Below are 17,557 nucleotides of genomic sequence, written 5' to 3'. Positions count from 1 at the left end.
GTAACAAAGTTAATCATTTGATCAAGATACTCACCATTTATACTTTATATCCATCTATTTTTAAGAAAAATACTACCTTTGAACTCTATGTAATACAGACAAAAAGCTTTGACATGAAAAAGCAAATCATCACCATACTAACGCTGTTTGTTCTGCTTTTTACATCCGTATCGGCGCAGAATAAGACCTCCTTATCCCAAATTTCGGGCACGGTCACGGACAGCCGGAATGCCCCTATCCCTTACGCGGAAGTATTTGTAGGAGAAGTCAGAGACGGCGAAGAGAAGATCCTGCAACGTACACATACGGATCTTTCTGCGCGTTTCTCGCTCTCGATGGCTCCGGGAAACTATTTTTTCGGCGTCAGTCATTTGGGCTATAAACTCTATGTCTCCAAGATAACTCTGCTTCCGAACCAAGATCTGGATATGGGGAAGATCACCCTTCAAGAAGATCCCACAGAGCTGCAAACCGTTGTGGTACAAGGCAGATCCATGACCGTAAGAAGTACTCAAACCGGATTCAAGGTTGATGTAACGAAGATACGGGAGGAGAGAAACAATGCTCTGGATCTGCTGGCAGGGCTTCCCAATATATTTGTGCGTGGAGAGGAGCTGTTCATTCCAGGAAAGAAGCAGATCATACTCAAGATTGGCAATGTTGTTCAGCGTGCAACACCGGAGAGCCTGCCACGTATATTGAAAGGCTACGATGCCCGACTCATAAAAAGCGTGGAGGTTCTTATGCAACCCCCTTTGAAGTATGACAAGGACGGCAACACGGCTATGATTATTCTATCCATGGAGTCAGAGTTTCTGAACTATGTCGGGGGAGTGGTTGGAACGGAGATTATGACGGGAGAGATGCAGAACTCTCGTTATGGAGGATATGCTTCTGCTTTTCTCAATCTGGGTAGATTTTCTTTCGCCGTAAGTCCTTATTCTAACCGGAGCGAGACCGAATTTTTTGAGAATGCGGTCTATTATCATCCCAAGTCCTTACACAGCATCAACAATCCAAGTACCGGAGAGCGACGCAATGCGGGTCTCAATCTGAACTTACAGTACGATTACAGCAGCTTGGGCAACATAGGTCTTCATGCCGAGCTTAAACGCACCGGAGTGGAAAATGTTTTCGAGAGTACCGAGCTTTTTCGTAACAGAGAGACGCTCCATACAGACTCCACTCTGAACAACCATAACATTTACAGAGATACCGTGCCGAAGTATGCCGTAGCCGCCTATTGGGAGCACACACTGTCTCCCAAGGGAGCAAAGATCTGGGCTGATCTCTCCTATTACAGCTATACCGAAAGCAGAGAAACGGACTTCGGAAGCAAAATATCCTATACACCTGCTTCGCCCGACCCCGGAAATCCCTCTTTTATAAGCAGAGTGCAGTCGCCCTACTTCGGTTACAGAGACTTGGACAGGGTCAAAACATCCGGAATTGCCTCCAACATAGACCTCTCCATACCGCTTCTCCCGGACAACAAGTGGGTATTGGATGCCGGTTTTGGTGCGCAGATCTCCACAACCGACAACCGCAGATCTCATGCCCATGCCTATTGGAAGCCTGCGAACAACCCATTAGCACCCTACTATCCTTATGCCGATCTGGACAAGTCTGACGCAGAAGAGCAGAGGCAGAAAGCTCTTTTTTCAGTCGTGGAGCGCATCTACTCTCCCTACTTTAGCACCACGTTTGCCGTGAGCGATGAGGTTCTCTTGCGTCTTGGAGCCAAACTTCCCTACACCTCTACGGCAACGTCTCTCGATAATGCCGGCTACAAAGAGGGGAAAGGACGGATGCATCTCCTCCCTTCTGCATATATCGTCTATACACCATCCCGGAGACACAAGTTTTACTACACGCTCAACTCCGATATACAACGTCCGCAGTTTGACAATCTGAACCCGTTCGAGTGGAAGACTACTACGTTCTCCGTCCTCTTTGGCAATCCCGATCTTAAACCGCAAACCGCTTATCGGATGGACTTGGGCTATACATTCAGAGGCGTGCTCTCTCTTGCCGCACAGGCTCAATGGGAACGAGATATCATTGCATCCGTTACCCGTATAAAGGATGCTGTGATCTACAAAACTCCGATGAATGCCCAGCAGAGTCGCTTCTTGGCTCTAAAAGGCTCTTACTACTTCGATAAATTTTCGTGGATGACCGCATCTTTGGATGCCTATTATGGTGGCACGCTCTACACAAGCCATCTGCCCGAACTCCAAAAGAGCAAACAGAGCGTGAAGTGGGGCGTGGACGGATATCTCAACTTCGTCTTCAACAAATCGAGAACCTTTACGGGATTTCTTTCCGGCTCTTATATGGGCAAGAGATCCACCGTGATAGCAGATATTGATCCGGAATATGAGTTGAGCTGCGGAGTTACGGCATTCTTTTTCAACAGAGCTTTGTCTGTCTCCATTGCCGGTCTCGAACTGCTCAATTCGAGTTACAGCGGTACTGCTTATGTGGGAGATACAAAGTTTGAGTTTGATAACAACTACTCTTTTCCCACGCTCTACCTCTCTGTTTCCTATAAGTTTGGAAAAGCCAAAGAGAGCTCTCCCGGAAGAAAGCTCAGCCATAAGGCTGTGGAACAACGTTTTTAGCGAAGAGGCAGATATTTTTACTACTTTTGCCGGAGCATGAAGCCGTTCGGATACCATACGATCTATGCCATAGATGTTCTGCGTCGATTCAGATACAGAGCCGGGCATGGCGTACACTCTCCCTTGGCATTTACTCTTGTCGGCAGTGTCTCGTCCTGCTCCATACCCTTTTATGCTTTTGATGAGATAGCGGAGAGTCTGCCGGAAGATACGCCTGAGAGAGAGGTGCGAGTAGGGCAGTTTCTGTTTCGTCTTCTGGCTCATGCTCCGAAAGGAGAGGTTTTTTACCTCACGGACAATGCCTCCACCGGAATGCCTCTATGGGGAAAGCGTGCAGCCCCCGACAGCATACACACTGAAGTGAAGCGTCCCGAAGAGATAGCACCGACCGCTTCTCCGCTGCTGGTTTATGCGCCCATCCCCTCTCTTGCTGCGGATCTTCTTGAGACCAACGAGGGATTGCTGCGCAGAAGAGAAGCGTCTATTCATCGTCCCATGCTCCTTATCGACGGCATCCGTCGTAACAAAGAGGAGTATCGGATATGGAGAGAGTGTCTCAGGAAGCGGATCTCTCACTGCATTGTCCTGGATCTCTACCATTGCGCATTGGTCATTGGCGGACACCGAGCGGAAACACAGCTTTTTCGAGGCTATCTGAATCTGACCTGAAACCGGATTTTCTCCCTGTCTAAATATAGAAAACTCTCTTTTGAGAGCCTCTGTTTTGGAGCTCTTGAAAGGGAGTTTTTATATAAAAATGGAGCGTCGGTCGGAGGGCGAAAAAGCTCTTTTCGGATCGCTCTTTCTGCTCCGGATTTTTGTCTGATCCTTGCAATCTTTTTGTAATCAGAATCTTATGGAAAATCGCGAATTTGGAAAAATTTTTTTCTCAGTCCATTTCATGGGGCTTTTTCGCGTTAATTGGTGTGAATTTTAACGCCTAAACCTGTAAACGTTTACTAATAAAGAAATTTTCCTTTTCAGGTGCTTTTTAGGGTAAAAATACATAATGTTTTGATAATGAGTACTCTAACGATTTTGGCTAAATGCTTTAATCGAATCCGGTAAACATATTAAATGAAATCGGTAAACGTGTTCGTTGAAAAATTAAACACGTTAAGCCGAAACAATATGCTCGTTTACTGTTTTGGATGAACAGGTATCGGAATTTGTGTTAATAAAACAGCCCGAATTTAACAATTCTCTCGTGCTCTGAAAACTACCCCTCCGATCAAAATAGAGAACAAGAAAAAAGGGAGCATTTTTCGGGGCGGAATGTATAAAAATCTCTTTTGAAAAGAGGCGCGGTATGGGGAGAAAAAGGGGATAAAAAGAGTAAAAGAGAAGAGCAGTAAAAGTATCTCATATCTTAAAAAAAATCAATTTCTTCGGCAAATGTGGCAGAGATAAATGCAATTTCTTGTATGTTTGCACTGTGAAACCTTTCCACAGCTTAGAACCTGTAGCGCATCACATCGACAGAATAATGAGAAAACATATCTTAATTACCTTACTTTTAGCTGCTTCTCTCTTCTCTTTTTCCTTATACGGACAGGAAGTTTACGATGTGGAAGATGTCCCCAATGTTCATCTTCAAGATAAAGATCTGTATGTCAGCGATCCGTTGGAGACGATGTCCTCATCTATGAGAGAGCGCCTCAATGCTGCCATTGCAAAAGTAATGAAGGAAAGAGACGTTGAGATAGCTGTCGTGGTGATACCGCGGATAGATACTTCAAAGTATCCGTCCGAAAGAGATTTTGCAAACAAGCTGTTCAATACCTGGAAGATTGGGAACAAAGAGACCGATAGAGGATTGCTGATGGTTTATATCACCGATAAAAGCCAGAGGAGTATCACCTTCGAGGTGGGGTACGGATTGGAAGCCGACCTCCCGGACGGACTCTGTTATCTCATTCAGCAAGAGGCTATGATTCCTCTACTGAAAGAGGGCAACACAGCCGAAGGGCTTATTGCCGGTGTGGAAGAGGTGGATAAGGTCTTTGGCGGGGAGTCGTCTCTGAAAAAAGAGTACGAGGAGTCTGCCGGAGATGACTGGATCGGAGAGGTTATGATGTGGGCTTTTATTGTCATTTTACTGCTTGTCGGAGGGGTTCTTCTTTATGGTATGAGCATCGAATTGGTACTTCGAGAGATGAAAAAATCTGTTCACGATCCTTACCTTACGATGGTCAAGCTCAGAGAGTCGCCATTTTACTTCTCCACAATAGTTTGGAGCACTATTTTGTGTTGTTCTATTCCGGCTCTGATTGTAATGGTGGTATGGTTTTGGGTCATTAAGATCCGCTTCAGAAGGACTTTCGTCTGTGAGGCTTGCGGAAAAGCAGGAACAACCAGGTATGTAGGCAATTCCGTTCCGAAAGAACCCTCTGCTGCCTCTTCGGGAATAAAGATACACGAGTTCAGGTGTACCGCTTGCGGACACAATCATATAGAGCAAACCGCCATCAGACTCTCGGATAAAAAACTCTTTGGAGGAGGGTATCGGGACGGAGTGGTGGATTACCGCAGGCAGATTTCTGCTGTTAGAAGCTCTTATAGAGATGGTTGGGGCGGAGGCGGAAGCTCAAGCAGTGGAGGCTCTTGGGGGGGCGGCAGCTCCGGTGGAGGTGGTGCTTCGAGCAGATTTTAAGTTGGGACATAAAATATTAACTTCTAAAATCATAATGAAAAATGAGACGTTCAATTTACATCTTTATTGTTGGCATACTGCTCTGTTTGGCTATGCCTCTGTGTGCTAATGGTCAGATCCTTCGCGGAAACAGCAATGAGCAGATCGGAAGTATCAGTCCAAGCGGAGAGATAAGAAGTAAAAACGGAGCCTATGCAGGGAAGATTGCTTCCGACGGGAATATCTATGATCGTAGCAATAAGCAGATTGGCAAGATAGGGTCTGACGGAACAGTGAGAGATCGCAGTGGATCCAATATAGGGAGGATCAACTCTGACGGTACAGTGAGAGACTCCGGAAACAGATATTTGGGCAAGATAGAGTCGGATGGTACTGTACGCAACAGTAGCAACTCCAGCATTGGTCGTGCATCGGGAGTGAAGAAAGAGTGGGCTGCGGTCGCTTTCTTCTTTTTCTCGTTCTAAGGAGACCATATTAGTGTAGCACAGAAGTAAAACGGAAACAGATATGCTAAAGAGATACATTGGCTTGGCTATCGTATTTTTATTGATAGCATCCTGCGGTAAGGCCAATAAGAGTAATGAATCCGAGCAAACGACTCAAGAAGAGGTCGTGAAGGGGGATTCTACTGAAGTCTATACGGAAGAAGATCATACTTCTACCGATGAATACATGGTAACCATGGCGGTTGGGAGCGATGACGGAAAGCAGTTCATTGCACAGAATAACGGTAAAGGTTCTTCGTTCTTTAAGCATTTTACCCACTCGATATATGAGGGTAAAACTTATCCGATACGCTTCGTCAAAATGAAACGGCAGCATCCGGGAGATAACGGAAGGGAAACGACCCAGAACTTCTACTATATGAGTGGAGCTTTGTTCGAGACTACAAAAAACTTCATAAAGGTAGATGAGTACGAGTGGGTCTATGCTCTGCTTTGTAATGATGCTTTCATGAGAGACTTTGAGCTGGTTAATGTGAAAACAGAAGAGCGAGAAGGATCTTCTTCATTGGCTGAAGTGCGGGAAGATTTGACTTCTGCCGAAAGAAAGGTAAAGAACGTATTTGAAGAAGAGTACGAACGCCGCATCAAAGGAATCTCCTGCTATCAATCCATTCGGGAGAAAGGAATTTACTTTTATGCGATGCAGTTTGAAGTGGAAATGGGACAAGCACTCGGCGTCATTGCAATAGAGACCCCCGATGGCTTCGCTGTCTTGGAAGAACACAGATCTTACGATGAAGTCTCTACTTGGCGTGTGGATGATGAAGGATGCTACTATCCTAAATATGTAGTAGAATGTTTCTTGAAAAGAAGCGATAATACCCTTGTCTTTCTTCTGAAGGATGGTGGTGCTGAGGGGACAAACTTTGATATGTGGACCATAGAAGGAGATGAAATTGTCCCATACGTTTTGAATAAAAAAAACGCAGATCCGAACCGCTCAAAAGCCAATGAGGATGAGGAGGAGCAGGAAAATAGAGCTTCTTGGAGCTTCTATACTGCTCCATTATAACCACTAAAAGTTTTTAACAATAAAAATATTATGCTTATGACAACTCTTTTTTTATCCATAGCCTTAGTGCTTCTAAATCCTTTTGTACAGGATAACAACAATGAGGGAAACTCTTCCAATGCGGAACGTAATGCCCGAAAGGCGCAGACAGAACGAGTAGTATCTGACATAAAAGTCTCGATGGAGGGGACAATAGACCATAATACCTACACGGAAGGACAACGTGCATCTGTTACTTTCAGCAGATTTCCTCGAACAGTGGAGGAGTTTCAAAAGGTTAGAGAGGTGCTCGCAGTAGAACCTCATGGTGCCGTTGCTCTCCAGATCATGGCATACGAAATGTACCGGAGAAACCCGGAAATAGGATTGGAGTGCATACGTTTGAACAACACACTATCCAACTCAGGGAAAAACAGTAGTGCCGTAAGGCAGTTGGACCAAATCTTTAGCAAGGACAACTCTTCACGTCCTTATCAGATGGCAGCCTACCTAAAGGGCGCAACACACGAGAATGGGTACAACCCCACAGAGCCTTATACCGTAGAAGTAACGGTAGATAAGGGACGTAGATATGGCTATTCCAACGACTATCAAACCACTGTTCTCTATCTTTATGTGCTTACAAAAGGTAAGAGCAGTCCGGATGTCCTCTATGTTCTTAAGACCAAGAAGCCCGATGAAACGAGCGAACGTGGAAAGTATTTCATCGTAAACAATTCGCCCGGACTCTATTCTCGTGTTCGTGAGATCTCTTTTGATGCAACATTTAACGGACTGAAGTAGTAAAAGATGCTTATGATACATAGAATAACATACATTTTTATGCTCCTCCTTTTGGTTTCAAGCTGTGGCAAAAAGGCAGGAAACGGATCCGATAATGAGGGCGGAATAGATAGTGTAATGGTGTCTCACGATACGAAGGTTTCGGTACTGAAAGAGCTGTATTACTCTGAAGATATTACAACTCCTCCTACGGACAGAGTGTTGGAGATGAAAAATGCTCTCCTTTCCAATATGGACAAACTTATACCAACGGATGCAATCCATTGTCTTTACTTCTTGGAAGGGTGTGTCGAAGGAGAGCTGTTCTCTGTTTCTGAACGTGAAGCTTCTTTTCTTGAAGCTTATTCCAATGCAATGTATGATCAGAAAGAGAATGGAATAGCACCTCAAGACTCTATCTTGCAAAAGGAGAAGCATTACAAAGAGATGGGGCTGGAGATTGTCTATACCGGAGAAGGCAACTATGAGATCTCTGCCGGTGAGAAGTTCTATGAGGAGATCGTGAAACATCTGCCCGAAGAATACCGGGAGATTTGGTCTCTTTCATTGAAGTCGAGAACCTTTTTCAACGATGCCGGAGTCATGGTCTCATGGAAAGAGCTTGGAGAACTTCTCGCAAAGTATGAGGCTTACGCCACCAAAAATAAAGATCTCTTTGAAGTGATTGTTACCATGAGCAGAAGTTATGCTCTTGTTCAGGCTGCTTACATTTATGGTTTGGATAATAGTCCTATTACAGAATTTGAGAACAATGGACAGTTGAACCCGGAGGTGAAAGCAGAATACGAACGTTTTGTTGGCAGCTATCCCGATAGTCCGACAGCGAGTTTGGTACGTATATTACTTGCCGAACCGAAAATCACGGAAGAGACTTTTGAAAAGGTTAAAAAGGCAAGACAGGAACTGACTTACCCTCTTCTTACCGCGGATATGATGCAGTACAATGAAGAGTAAACGGCACAGCTTGTCGGGCGAATAATCTAAATAATTTACCTTGAAACGATAATGGTATGAAGAAATTGACTTTTACACTATCACTTTTGCTCGTTCTGCTGACCGGCTGTTCCGGAGCAGGCAAAAAGAAGATCGAGCTACCTCCTCTTGAAGATGGACAGACAATCTGTCTTGAAAACGAAGACGTGCGTCTTTTGGATCATGAAACCGATAATACATTCTATATTGTAGTACAATCCAAATACAAGGACGGAAAGAGTTTTGAGACTCCGGAGGGTACAATATTTGAGACCATCATGGGAAATTCTCTTGTCGTAAGTCAGGGAACAGGCAATATCCGAACTCTTTTGGTCTATAATCTTCAAACAGGAGAGGAGAAAGCAAGAATAGAAAATTTCTTTAGTGGAATTGCCCCTGTACCGGAAGGAGATTCGGCAATGACATTCTATATCTACAATGAAGATACTGCAGGGATGGCATGGGACGCTTCCTTGGAAGAGTGGATACTGTATGGAGATCTTGAAGAAGGTATGCAGAATGCTACAATAGAAGAGGCAAAACGCTCTTGTGAAGAACATCTGTTTCCCGGTCTATGCATTGTCCCGCTACAAAAACACCGAATGGATTTGGCATCTTGCACTGTAACTTCATTGAAAGAGTATCGCTGGAACTATTCGGAATAATCTTAAAAGTCTCTTTTACAGCTTTTATAATATCTCTCAAGCGTATCGGAATACCACTCCGATACGCTTGATTTTTTTTGATCAATGTGGTACACCTCTCTCTTTGTCGATGTGTTTTGATGGATCTGATCCGTCTCGAGCAAAAGAGGAGCAGTCATAACTTTAAGTCGGATAGGAGAAGAGAGACTGCGATGAATTGTAAAGTATCTGTATTCTCCTTGAAAATGTGTAACTTTGGCGTCTAAAAAGAACAACAGAAGCAGAGACGGCATAGTGAACGAAATGGAACAAAAGCAGCAGCTCCCGGAGATATTTTGCTCAAGAGTCTGTTCTGTAACCGATGGCTTCGGGCAAGATAAAGGTCTTGCTCTTATTGAGGCTATTCTCCATAAGCCTTCTCCTGTTTCCGTGAGACTGCATAGAAGCAAAGGTGTGGCTCTATCTTCTACGGAGGATATACGTAGAGTGCCGTGGTGTTCCGATAACGCTTTTTATCTTGAATCTCGTCCGGTCTTTACGGCAGACCCGTGGTGGCACTCCGGTGCATACTATGTTCAGGAGGCCGGAAGCATGATGCTGAATCAGTACATCGGACACATCAAGCCGGTTAGCGGTGTCGTGGTGGATCTTTGTGCCGCTCCGGGAGGGAAAAGCTCTCTGCTTAGGGATGCGCTTCCTGCCGATACGCTTCTTATCTCGAACGAATGGGATGCTTCTCGTGTTCAGGTTCTGAAAGAAAACATGACCCGTCTCGGACATGAGAATGTAATCATCACTCATGGAAGTGTCCCAGCTTTGGCAGATTCGGGGATAGTGGCAGATGCAGTTGTCGTAGATGCTCCATGCAGTGGGGAAGGGATGTTTCGGAAAGAGCCGGAGAGTGTATCTCAATGGAGTCTGCAACTTATATCTCATTGCTCGGAACTGCAACGGGAGATTGTAGATGCTGCCTGGAAGATGCTCCGAGAGGGTGGAGTATTGATTTACAGTACTTGTACGTACAACAGGGAAGAGAATGAACAGATGCTCTCACACCTTTTATCCGAGTATGATGCTGAGGTTTTAGAACCTTTTGAGCCCCATTCAGCAAGTGGAATCTTCACTTCCGGTGATGGCATTTATAGGGCTTTACCGTCTGAAACAGACTCTGAGGGATTCAGCATCTTTGCGGTTAGAAAATGTGGAGGAACAGAACAAAACAACTCTTTTTCCAAGGCTAAGAAAGGAGTCGTAACTCTTCGACACCCGAAAGTGGAAGTGGAAAAAGCAACATCCATACCGTTAGATCTGATTTGGGAAATACCTTCAGGTGAGATTTTTGCCCTGCCTTTGACTTCCGCCCCAATCCTTCAACAGCTTCATTCAAGAAGCAAAAGTCGGATCGTTCAAGCAGGAATACCTGTTGCGGAGTTCAAGGGTAAGGATCTTATCCCTCAGCACTCATGGGCACTATCTTCTCGCTTGTCTCATCCTTATCCTATGGTAGATATAGGAGAGGAACAGGCATTGGACTATCTTAAAAGAGAGAATATCTCCGTAGATGCTCCTAAAGGAATAGTGCTTCTTACCTATAAAGGTCTTCCTTTGGGCTGGATAAAGCAGTTGGGTAACCGTGCCAACTCTCTTCTGCCAAAAGGGATGGCTATTTTTAATAAGTCTCTACAACCGGACGCTTGGAAGTGGAGCAATTTTTTAGTAAAGCTGTAATGAAGAGTATCATAATGCAATATCCGGGCGTTGATGCAAGGTGGAGAGTGTGGCTCTTGGCTGTATCTTTTCTGCTTTTGCTCTCTTTCCCCTCCTTGATGAAAGCACAGACAGAGGAGTCTGTGAGTGGAGAGCTCTCTGCCATTCCGAGATATGAGATCTCTGTGATCACCGTATCCCCAAGTCCCGAAACTCCTTATACACTTTACGGACACACTGCGGTAAGAGTGATAGACCATATTGTCGGAACGGATGCGGTGTATAACTACGGTGTCTTTGACTTCAATGAACCCAATTTTACGCTCAACTTTATTCAGGGGAAGCCGGAATATTGGGTGGATAAAAGGAGTTACGGCGATTTTTTCTACGAATATACCTACTTCAACAGAGGTTTTAGTCAGCAGATCTTGAACCTTACAGACACTGAAGCAGAGCTTATTGTGGCAGCTTTGGAAGAGAATATCTTGCCTGAAAATTGTCGGTATCTCTACAACTTCATTTTTGATAACTGTGCCAATAGACCCATGATGCTGTTCGAGTCAGTATTGGGAAAGATAGAGCTGGTTCCATTAAAAAATAATGGAACCTTTAGAGAGTGGATAGAGGAGTGTACTAAAAATAACTCTTGGCAGATTTTTGGAATCAATCTTGCACTTGGTGCAGGTACGGATAGTTACCCTGATACTTTAGCAGATCGCTTTTTGCCGGTAATGGTAGAAGAAACTCTTAGAAACGGGAGGTGGATGGATCGTGGAGAGAAACCTCTTATCGTTCGGGAGGAAGTCCTTTTTACTCCCGATCCATTGTTTCAAAATGCCACCCCGAAGACGTGGACAGATATCGTTACACCCACTGCTCTCTTCTCTTTGCTGTTGCTTCTGCATCTTGTTATTCTTGTGGTAAGCTATCGTAAAAACTCTTTTACGGTGGTGAAAAGTGTAGAAACTCTCTTGCTTATCGTTGCCGGTATAGCTGGTTGTGTTATTTGGTATATCTCTTTGTTATCAAATCATCCGTTTACTTTTCCCAACTACAATATGCTTCTGTTGCATCCGTTCCATTTTATAACCGTTTGGATGATTTGGAAAAAGGATAACGGCTCACAACTTGTTCGGAGGTGGACTATTCTCCTTGCCGGTCTCATCCTTCTCTGCATACTTATCACTCTCCTCCTTAGAGTACAATCTCTATCCGTTCCCATATATTTATTGGCATTTCTGTTGCTTTTGTGCTACTCTCACAGAGAATTGGCACAGAATATGCGGAGACTATACAAGAAAGCAAAAGCATAGATTACTACCGGAATGAAGAAAGCAATAGTTCCTCTCATAGCCTTTTTGACGCTTTGTCAGGCACAGGCACAAGTCTCGCTGCCTCGCTTAGTTGTCTGGCTTACAGTAGAAGATCTCCGAACAGATTATTTGGAAACTCTTCTACCGGAAATGCGTGAGGATGGTTTGACAAAGCTGATCAAAGGAGGGGTCTATTACCAACAGTTGAAGTCTCCCCTTGCTGAAAGCAATGTCTTAAGTGCTATGGCTATGCTTCAGACCGGGCATACTCCGGCGGATCATCACATAACACATCGCTATCCGACTACTATTGTCGGCAACGGAAGAGAGCGTAGCAGATCTGTCTTTTACGATGATAAATATATCGGATATGCAACCAATGACAAACTCTCGCCATTAGCTCTGAATGTCTCCACGCTTGGGGACAAACTGAAAGAGAATTGGAGTGGAAAGAGTCTTGTCTATGCTGTCGGCATTCAGCCGGAAGAAGCACTTGTAATGGGCGGAAGGCGAGCAGATGCTTCCTATTGGCTGGATGGCAATTCCGGAAAATGGGCTTCCACAACCTACTATAAGCCGGCCTCTCATGCGGTTCAGAATGCCGTAGATCAGTACAACAACGGGACATCATCCCTGAATAGCAGGCTTTCCGGACTCAAATGGGAGTTGCTCTACAACGCTTATCCCACAACATACAGACATCTTCCGGCGAAGAATAAGAGAGGAGAGATCAAGCTCTCTGTCGGTTTCGGATCGGATGTGGATGCTGTCCGGAGATTCAAAGCATCTCCCATGATCAATGAGGAGATTGCAATGCTGACCAATGTTATACTGCGAAGTAGTGAATTGGGAGCAGATGAAATTCCCGATCTGCTCAATGTCCAACTCTCTGTTGCACACGATCACGAAGAAAATCCTCTCCTTGCCACACAGGACGCATACTTCCGTTTGGATAAGGCAGTTGCCGACATCCTAAGGGCGGTCGAGTATAAGCTGGGTTACCATAAAGATCAGGTGGTTTATATGCTTTCGGGTACCGGAGTGGCAAGAGACAGAGAGAGCCTCAGACATTCCGTAGGAACATTCTTCACAGACCGTTGCAAGACACTCCTTAACCTCTATCTCAACCCGAAGTATGGGCGTGCAGAATGGGTTTTGGATGTATCCGACAGGGGTGAGGTCTATCTTAATCTGCAAGCGGCAAAGCAGTACAATGTTTCAGTAAAAGATTTGGAAGAAGATGCCGCAGACTTTTTGAGAGAGTTTTCGGGCATTAAAGATGTCGTTACATCCACGCAGATAAAAAACGGACAGCTCTCTTCCCGTCAATCTTATCTCTATCACCACTCCGTATCAAAGAACAGACCGCAGCTGTTATACTCCCTTTTGCAAGGATGGGCATGCGGTACGGAAAATGGCAGACAGCGCAATGCGTCGGATCACGAAAGGGTTACAGCCGTTGCCTCTCCGCTCATTTTAGTATGGAGAGATATTAAGACACCGGAAGTTATAGGCGATGCCATTTCTACCCTGTCCGTCTCTTCTGTTTTGGCTTATGTGCTCCGCATAAGACCTCCGAATGCCGAACCGGACATTCCCAAGCAGATACCACTATTATTACACACGAACAAAAAAGAAAAATAACAAAAACATAATATTCAATGGCACTGGTAAACATATTGTCCAAGATATTCGGCAACAAAGCACAACGGGACAGAAAAGAGATAGAGCCCTATGTAAAGCAGATTCTTGAAGCGCACAAGGGGATGGAGAAGCTATCCCATGATGAGCTGCGAGCCATTTCGCAGGAGATGATGAACGATCTGCAAGCACATGTGGCAGCAGAAAGAGCAGAGATAGAAGCTCTTAAAGCAAAGATCGAGGAGCTTGAAATAGATGCTCGGAAAGAGGCATGGGAAAAGGTGGATAAGATTAACGATACCATCCTGTCCAAGCTGGAAGATAAGCTTAATGAGCTTCTTCCCAAAGCTTTTGCCCTCATGAAAGAGACAGCAACTCGCTTTACACGCAATGAAGAGATTGTTGTAACGGCAACCGATTTTGATAGAGATCTTGCCGTATCGCACGATTTTATTCACATAGAAGGAGACAAAGCAATCTATCTGAACCGCTGGATCGCCGGTGGAAACGAGATTGTCTGGGACATGATTCACTACGATGTACAGCTCTTTGGCGGTGTCGTTCTTCATAAAGGTAAGATTGCCGAGATGGCTACGGGGGAAGGAAAGACACTTGTAGCTACCTTGCCGGTCTTCTTGAATGCACTTACCCACAACGGGGTGCACGTTGTTACCGTGAACGACTACCTCTCCAAGCGTGACTCGGAGTGGATGGGCCCTCTGTATATGTTCCACGGACTTTCGGTGGACTGTATCGACAAGCATGAGCCTAACTCTGCCGCCAGAAAGCGTGCCTATAACTGCGACATCACATTTGGTACCAATAACGAGTTTGGTTTCGACTATTTGAGAGATAACATGGCTTCTTCGCCTGACGACTTGGTGCAACGCATGCACAACTACGCTATTGTCGACGAGGTGGACTCCGTTCTCATTGACGATGCACGTACTCCTCTCATCATCTCCGGACCGATAGAGTCTTCCGGCGATAAGCTCTTTGAAGAGTACAGAGGCTTTGTAGAAGCTATCGTGGAAGCGCAAAAGAAGTTGGCTTCAGAGCTTTTGTTGGAAGCAAAACAGAAGATCAAGAGCGAAGACAAGAAGGTACAGGAAGAGGGTTTTCTACTGCTTTATCGCAGCTTTAAGGCACTTCCGAGAAACAAACCTCTCATCAAGTTCCTTAGCGAAGAGGGCATAAAGGCGGGCATGATCAAGACCGAAGAGTTTTACATGCAGGACAACAACCGTCAGATGTATATCGTTACTGATCCGCTTTACTTTGTTATAGATGAGAAAAACAGCCAGATAGACCTTACCGACAAGGGGTTGGATTTCCTTGCAAAGCTTACGGGAGATGCGCAGTTCTTCGTCCTTCCGGATATTGCATCGCAGATGTCGGAACTGGAAAACCTTGCCTTGACGGAAGAGGAAAAGAGTCAGAGAAAAGACGAACTGCTATCCAACTTCTCCGTGCAGGGTGAAAGAGTACACACGCTGAACCAGTTGATGAAAGCATATACCCTGTTCGAGAAAGACGACCAATACGTCGTGATGGAGAACAAAGTGCTTATCGTGGACGAGCAGACAGGGCGTATCATGGATGGTCGTCGCTACTCGGATGGCCTTCATCAGGCGATAGAAGCAAAAGAGCGAGTGCGTGTAGAGTCTGCATCACAGACTATGGCAACTATCACTCTTCAAAACTACTTCCGTATGTATAAGAAGCTGGCGGGTATGACCGGTACAGCAGAAACAGAAGCGGCAGAGTTCTGGGATATCTACAAGCTGGATGTGGTGGTGATACCAACCAATAGACCCATCCTCCGAAACGATATGAACGACCGTGTTTACAAGACCGATCGTGCCAAGTATAACGCTGTGATAGAAGAGATCGTAGGGCTTGTGGATAAGGGTCGTCCCGTACTTGTGGGTACGACATCGGTAGAAATCTCCGAGCTTCTCAGCCGTATGCTCACGCTTCGTAAGATTCAGCACAATGTTCTCAACGCCAAGCTGCACCAGAAAGAAGCGGAAATCGTTGCGCTTGCAGGGCAGAAAGGTACCGTAACCATCGCTACCAACATGGCGGGTCGTGGTACCGACATCAAGCTCTCACCCGAAGTAAAAGCTGCCGGAGGTCTGGCCATCATCGGTACGGAAAGGCATGAGAGCCGTCGTGTAGACCGTCAGCTCAGAGGACGTGCAGGTCGTCAGGGAGACCCCGGCTCATCTATCTTCTTCGTTTCACTGCAAGACAAGCTCATGCGTCTGTTTGCATCCGAGCGTTTGGCTCCGATGATGGACAAGCTCGGCTTCGGTGAAGATGATGTATTGGAGAGTGGCTACCTTTCCAAAGCTGTGGAAAACGCACAGAAGAAGGTCGAAGAGAACAACTTCGGTATCCGTAAACACCTTCTGGAATACGATGATGTGAAGAACTCTCAACGTAAGGTGATCTACACCCGAAGACATCACGCACTTTTGGGAGAGCGTATCACTCTGGATGTGATGAACACCATAAACCAGTGTGCCGACGCCATTGGCGAGCAGTTTGCCGGTAGCGGACGTTACGAAGACTTCACTGTGGAGGTGCTTCGAGTGTTTGCCATCCAAAGTCCTATTACCGAAGAGCAGTTCAAGAAAGCCTCTCCGCTCGAGATCGGAGACTATCTGACAGATGCCGCATTGGAGGCTCTTAAGAGAAGATCGGAGAAGATAAAGTCCGATACCTACCCTGTTATTCATCGTGTATTCGAGGAACAGGGACACGCCATACGCACTGTTCACGTACCTATATCGGATGGAAAGAGCGTGTATAACGTGCCTGTCGATCTTGCGGAAGCAGATTCCACACAATGTCAGGCTATCGTTAAGGCATTCCAAAAGACCATTCTGCTCTATACGATAGACGAGGCTTGGAAAGAACACTTGCGTGAAATGGACGAGCTCCAACGTGCCGTAAGAAACGCATCGTACGAGAATAAAGATCCTCTTGTCATCTTCAAAGTGGAGGCATACGAGCTTTTCAAGACCATGGTAGAGGATATGAACAAGAAAGCCACCGCCATCATCATGCGTGGTAAGCTGCCTATCCCTCCGCAGGAAGAGGGACAGCCGGAGGGTGCAGCCGCACTGAGACAAGCTCCGGATAGAGATATGCCGAAGCCTCGCACCCGCTACACCGAGCACAAAGATGATGTACAGCAGGCGCAGGATGCCCAAAGAGAAGCCGGAATGGCAGCATCTGCGGCAGGACGTGAACGTGTTCAACCTTATGTCGCACCGGAGCGTATCGGTCGCAACGATCCTTGTCCTTGCGGTAGCGGTAAGAAGTTCAAACAATGCCACGGACGCAACTTGTAATCGTTTAAGCAACGATACAGCTTCCCCGGCTAAGGGATGCTTGAAATCCATAAAGCGGAAGCCCGATATTTCAGATCGGGCTTCCGCTTTTTTATCTCCTTTTTGCCACTTTTTCGGAAGCAAAACAGAGAGGCTTTCCAATCGTCATTTTTATATATTCCATCCCGAAAAATGCTCACTTTTTTTCTGCTCTCTATTTTGATCGTAGGGGTCGTTTTCAGAGCACGACCGGATTGTTAAATTCACCCCATTTTATTAACACGATTTTTGATATAGGTTCACCCAAAATGCTAAACAAGCATATTCTTTCGGCTTAACGTGTTTAATTTTTCAGTAAACA

At 45.5% G+C, this 17,557-nt stretch carries 12 protein-coding genes; all 12 read left to right on the top strand.

Annotation, left to right across the window (positions count from 1 at the left end; translation table 11 throughout):
• Window positions 1–113: 113 nt before the first annotated feature.
• The 12 genes from HQ29_RS01730 to secA all read left to right on the top strand — a co-directional run bounded on the left by HQ29_RS01730 (window position 114) and on the right by secA (window position 17,217).
• The gene (locus tag HQ29_RS01730; RefSeq protein WP_152566467.1) at window positions 114–2,624 is read left to right on the top strand and encodes an outer membrane beta-barrel family protein; all 2,511 of its coding nucleotides are present in this window, start codon (window positions 114–116) and stop codon (window positions 2,622–2,624) included.
• Window positions 2,625–2,660: 36 nt separating this feature from the next.
• Complete coding sequence (locus tag HQ29_RS01725) at window positions 2,661–3,293, top strand: hypothetical protein (RefSeq protein WP_036867201.1); 633 nt, start codon at window positions 2,661–2,663, stop codon at window positions 3,291–3,293.
• Between the two features lie 817 nt (window positions 3,294–4,110).
• Window positions 4,111–5,277 (top strand): TPM domain-containing protein, encoded by a 1,167-nt coding sequence (locus tag HQ29_RS10450; RefSeq protein WP_036867200.1) that lies wholly within the window; start codon window positions 4,111–4,113, stop codon window positions 5,275–5,277.
• 41 nt (window positions 5,278–5,318) lie between these two features.
• Window positions 5,319–5,741 carry a 5-fold beta-flower protein gene (locus tag HQ29_RS01715; RefSeq protein ID WP_036867199.1) on the top strand — a complete coding sequence of 141 codons (423 nt, stop codon included), beginning with the start codon at window positions 5,319–5,321 and terminating at the stop codon, window positions 5,739–5,741.
• A 43-nt stretch (window positions 5,742–5,784) separates the two neighbouring features.
• Window positions 5,785–6,795 carry a hypothetical protein gene (locus HQ29_RS01710; protein WP_036867197.1) on the top strand — a complete coding sequence of 337 codons (1,011 nt, stop codon included), beginning with the start codon at window positions 5,785–5,787 and terminating at the stop codon, window positions 6,793–6,795.
• A gap of 36 nt (window positions 6,796–6,831) precedes the next feature.
• Window positions 6,832–7,578 (top strand): DUF6935 domain-containing protein, encoded by a 747-nt coding sequence (locus HQ29_RS01705; protein ID WP_152566466.1) that lies wholly within the window; start codon window positions 6,832–6,834, stop codon window positions 7,576–7,578.
• A 12-nt stretch (window positions 7,579–7,590) separates the two neighbouring features.
• Window positions 7,591–8,532, top strand: coding sequence for a hypothetical protein (locus HQ29_RS01700; RefSeq protein ID WP_152566465.1), 942 nt, complete (start codon window positions 7,591–7,593; stop codon window positions 8,530–8,532).
• A 56-nt stretch (window positions 8,533–8,588) separates the two neighbouring features.
• A complete protein-coding gene (locus HQ29_RS01695; protein ID WP_036867191.1) occupies window positions 8,589–9,215 on the top strand; it encodes a hypothetical protein in 627 nt (208 codons plus the stop codon).
• A 234-nt stretch (window positions 9,216–9,449) separates the two neighbouring features.
• Window positions 9,450–10,922, top strand: a complete 1,473-nt coding sequence (locus HQ29_RS01685) for a methyltransferase RsmF C-terminal domain-like protein (protein WP_152566464.1) — start codon at window positions 9,450–9,452, stop codon at window positions 10,920–10,922.
• Complete coding sequence (locus HQ29_RS01680) at window positions 10,922–12,214, top strand: lipoprotein N-acyltransferase Lnb domain-containing protein (RefSeq protein ID WP_036867188.1); 1,293 nt, start codon at window positions 10,922–10,924, stop codon at window positions 12,212–12,214. Before HQ29_RS01685 ends, HQ29_RS01680 begins: the two co-directional genes overlap by 1 nt.
• 12 nt (window positions 12,215–12,226) lie before the next feature.
• Window positions 12,227–13,858 carry an alkaline phosphatase family protein gene (locus HQ29_RS01675; RefSeq protein WP_036789693.1) on the top strand — a complete coding sequence of 544 codons (1,632 nt, stop codon included), beginning with the start codon at window positions 12,227–12,229 and terminating at the stop codon, window positions 13,856–13,858.
• 17 nt (window positions 13,859–13,875) lie between these two features.
• A complete protein-coding gene (gene secA / locus HQ29_RS01670) occupies window positions 13,876–17,217 on the top strand; it encodes a preprotein translocase subunit SecA (protein WP_036867186.1) in 3,342 nt (1,113 codons plus the stop codon).
• The last annotated feature ends 340 nt before the right edge of the window (window positions 17,218–17,557 follow it).

The sequence above is a fragment of the Porphyromonas canoris genome, assembly GCF_000765975.1.
Taxonomy (GTDB): Bacteria; Bacteroidota; Bacteroidia; order Bacteroidales; family Porphyromonadaceae; genus Porphyromonas_A; species Porphyromonas_A canoris.
Note: the sequence above shows the minus strand (reverse complement) of the source record. Positions and strands in the feature narration are given on the sequence as shown.

Coding starts and splice junctions, on each gene's coding strand:
- HQ29_RS10450 (WP_036867200.1), top strand. CDS start 4,111: ATGAGAAAACATATCTTAATTACCTTACTTTTAGCTGCTTCTCTCTTC.
- HQ29_RS01680 (WP_036867188.1), top strand. CDS start 10,922: ATGAAGAGTATCATAATGCAATATCCGGGCGTTGATGCAAGGTGGAGA.
- HQ29_RS01700 (WP_152566465.1), top strand. CDS start 7,591: ATGATACATAGAATAACATACATTTTTATGCTCCTCCTTTTGGTTTCA.
- HQ29_RS01725 (WP_036867201.1), top strand. CDS start 2,661: ATGAAGCCGTTCGGATACCATACGATCTATGCCATAGATGTTCTGCGT.
- HQ29_RS01715 (WP_036867199.1), top strand. CDS start 5,319: ATGAGACGTTCAATTTACATCTTTATTGTTGGCATACTGCTCTGTTTG.
- HQ29_RS01710 (WP_036867197.1), top strand. CDS start 5,785: ATGCTAAAGAGATACATTGGCTTGGCTATCGTATTTTTATTGATAGCA.
- secA (WP_036867186.1), top strand. CDS start 13,876: ATGGCACTGGTAAACATATTGTCCAAGATATTCGGCAACAAAGCACAA.
- HQ29_RS01675 (WP_036789693.1), top strand. CDS start 12,227: ATGAAGAAAGCAATAGTTCCTCTCATAGCCTTTTTGACGCTTTGTCAG.
- HQ29_RS01730 (WP_152566467.1), top strand. CDS start 114: ATGAAAAAGCAAATCATCACCATACTAACGCTGTTTGTTCTGCTTTTT.
- HQ29_RS01695 (WP_036867191.1), top strand. CDS start 8,589: ATGAAGAAATTGACTTTTACACTATCACTTTTGCTCGTTCTGCTGACC.
- HQ29_RS01705 (WP_152566466.1), top strand. CDS start 6,832: ATGACAACTCTTTTTTTATCCATAGCCTTAGTGCTTCTAAATCCTTTT.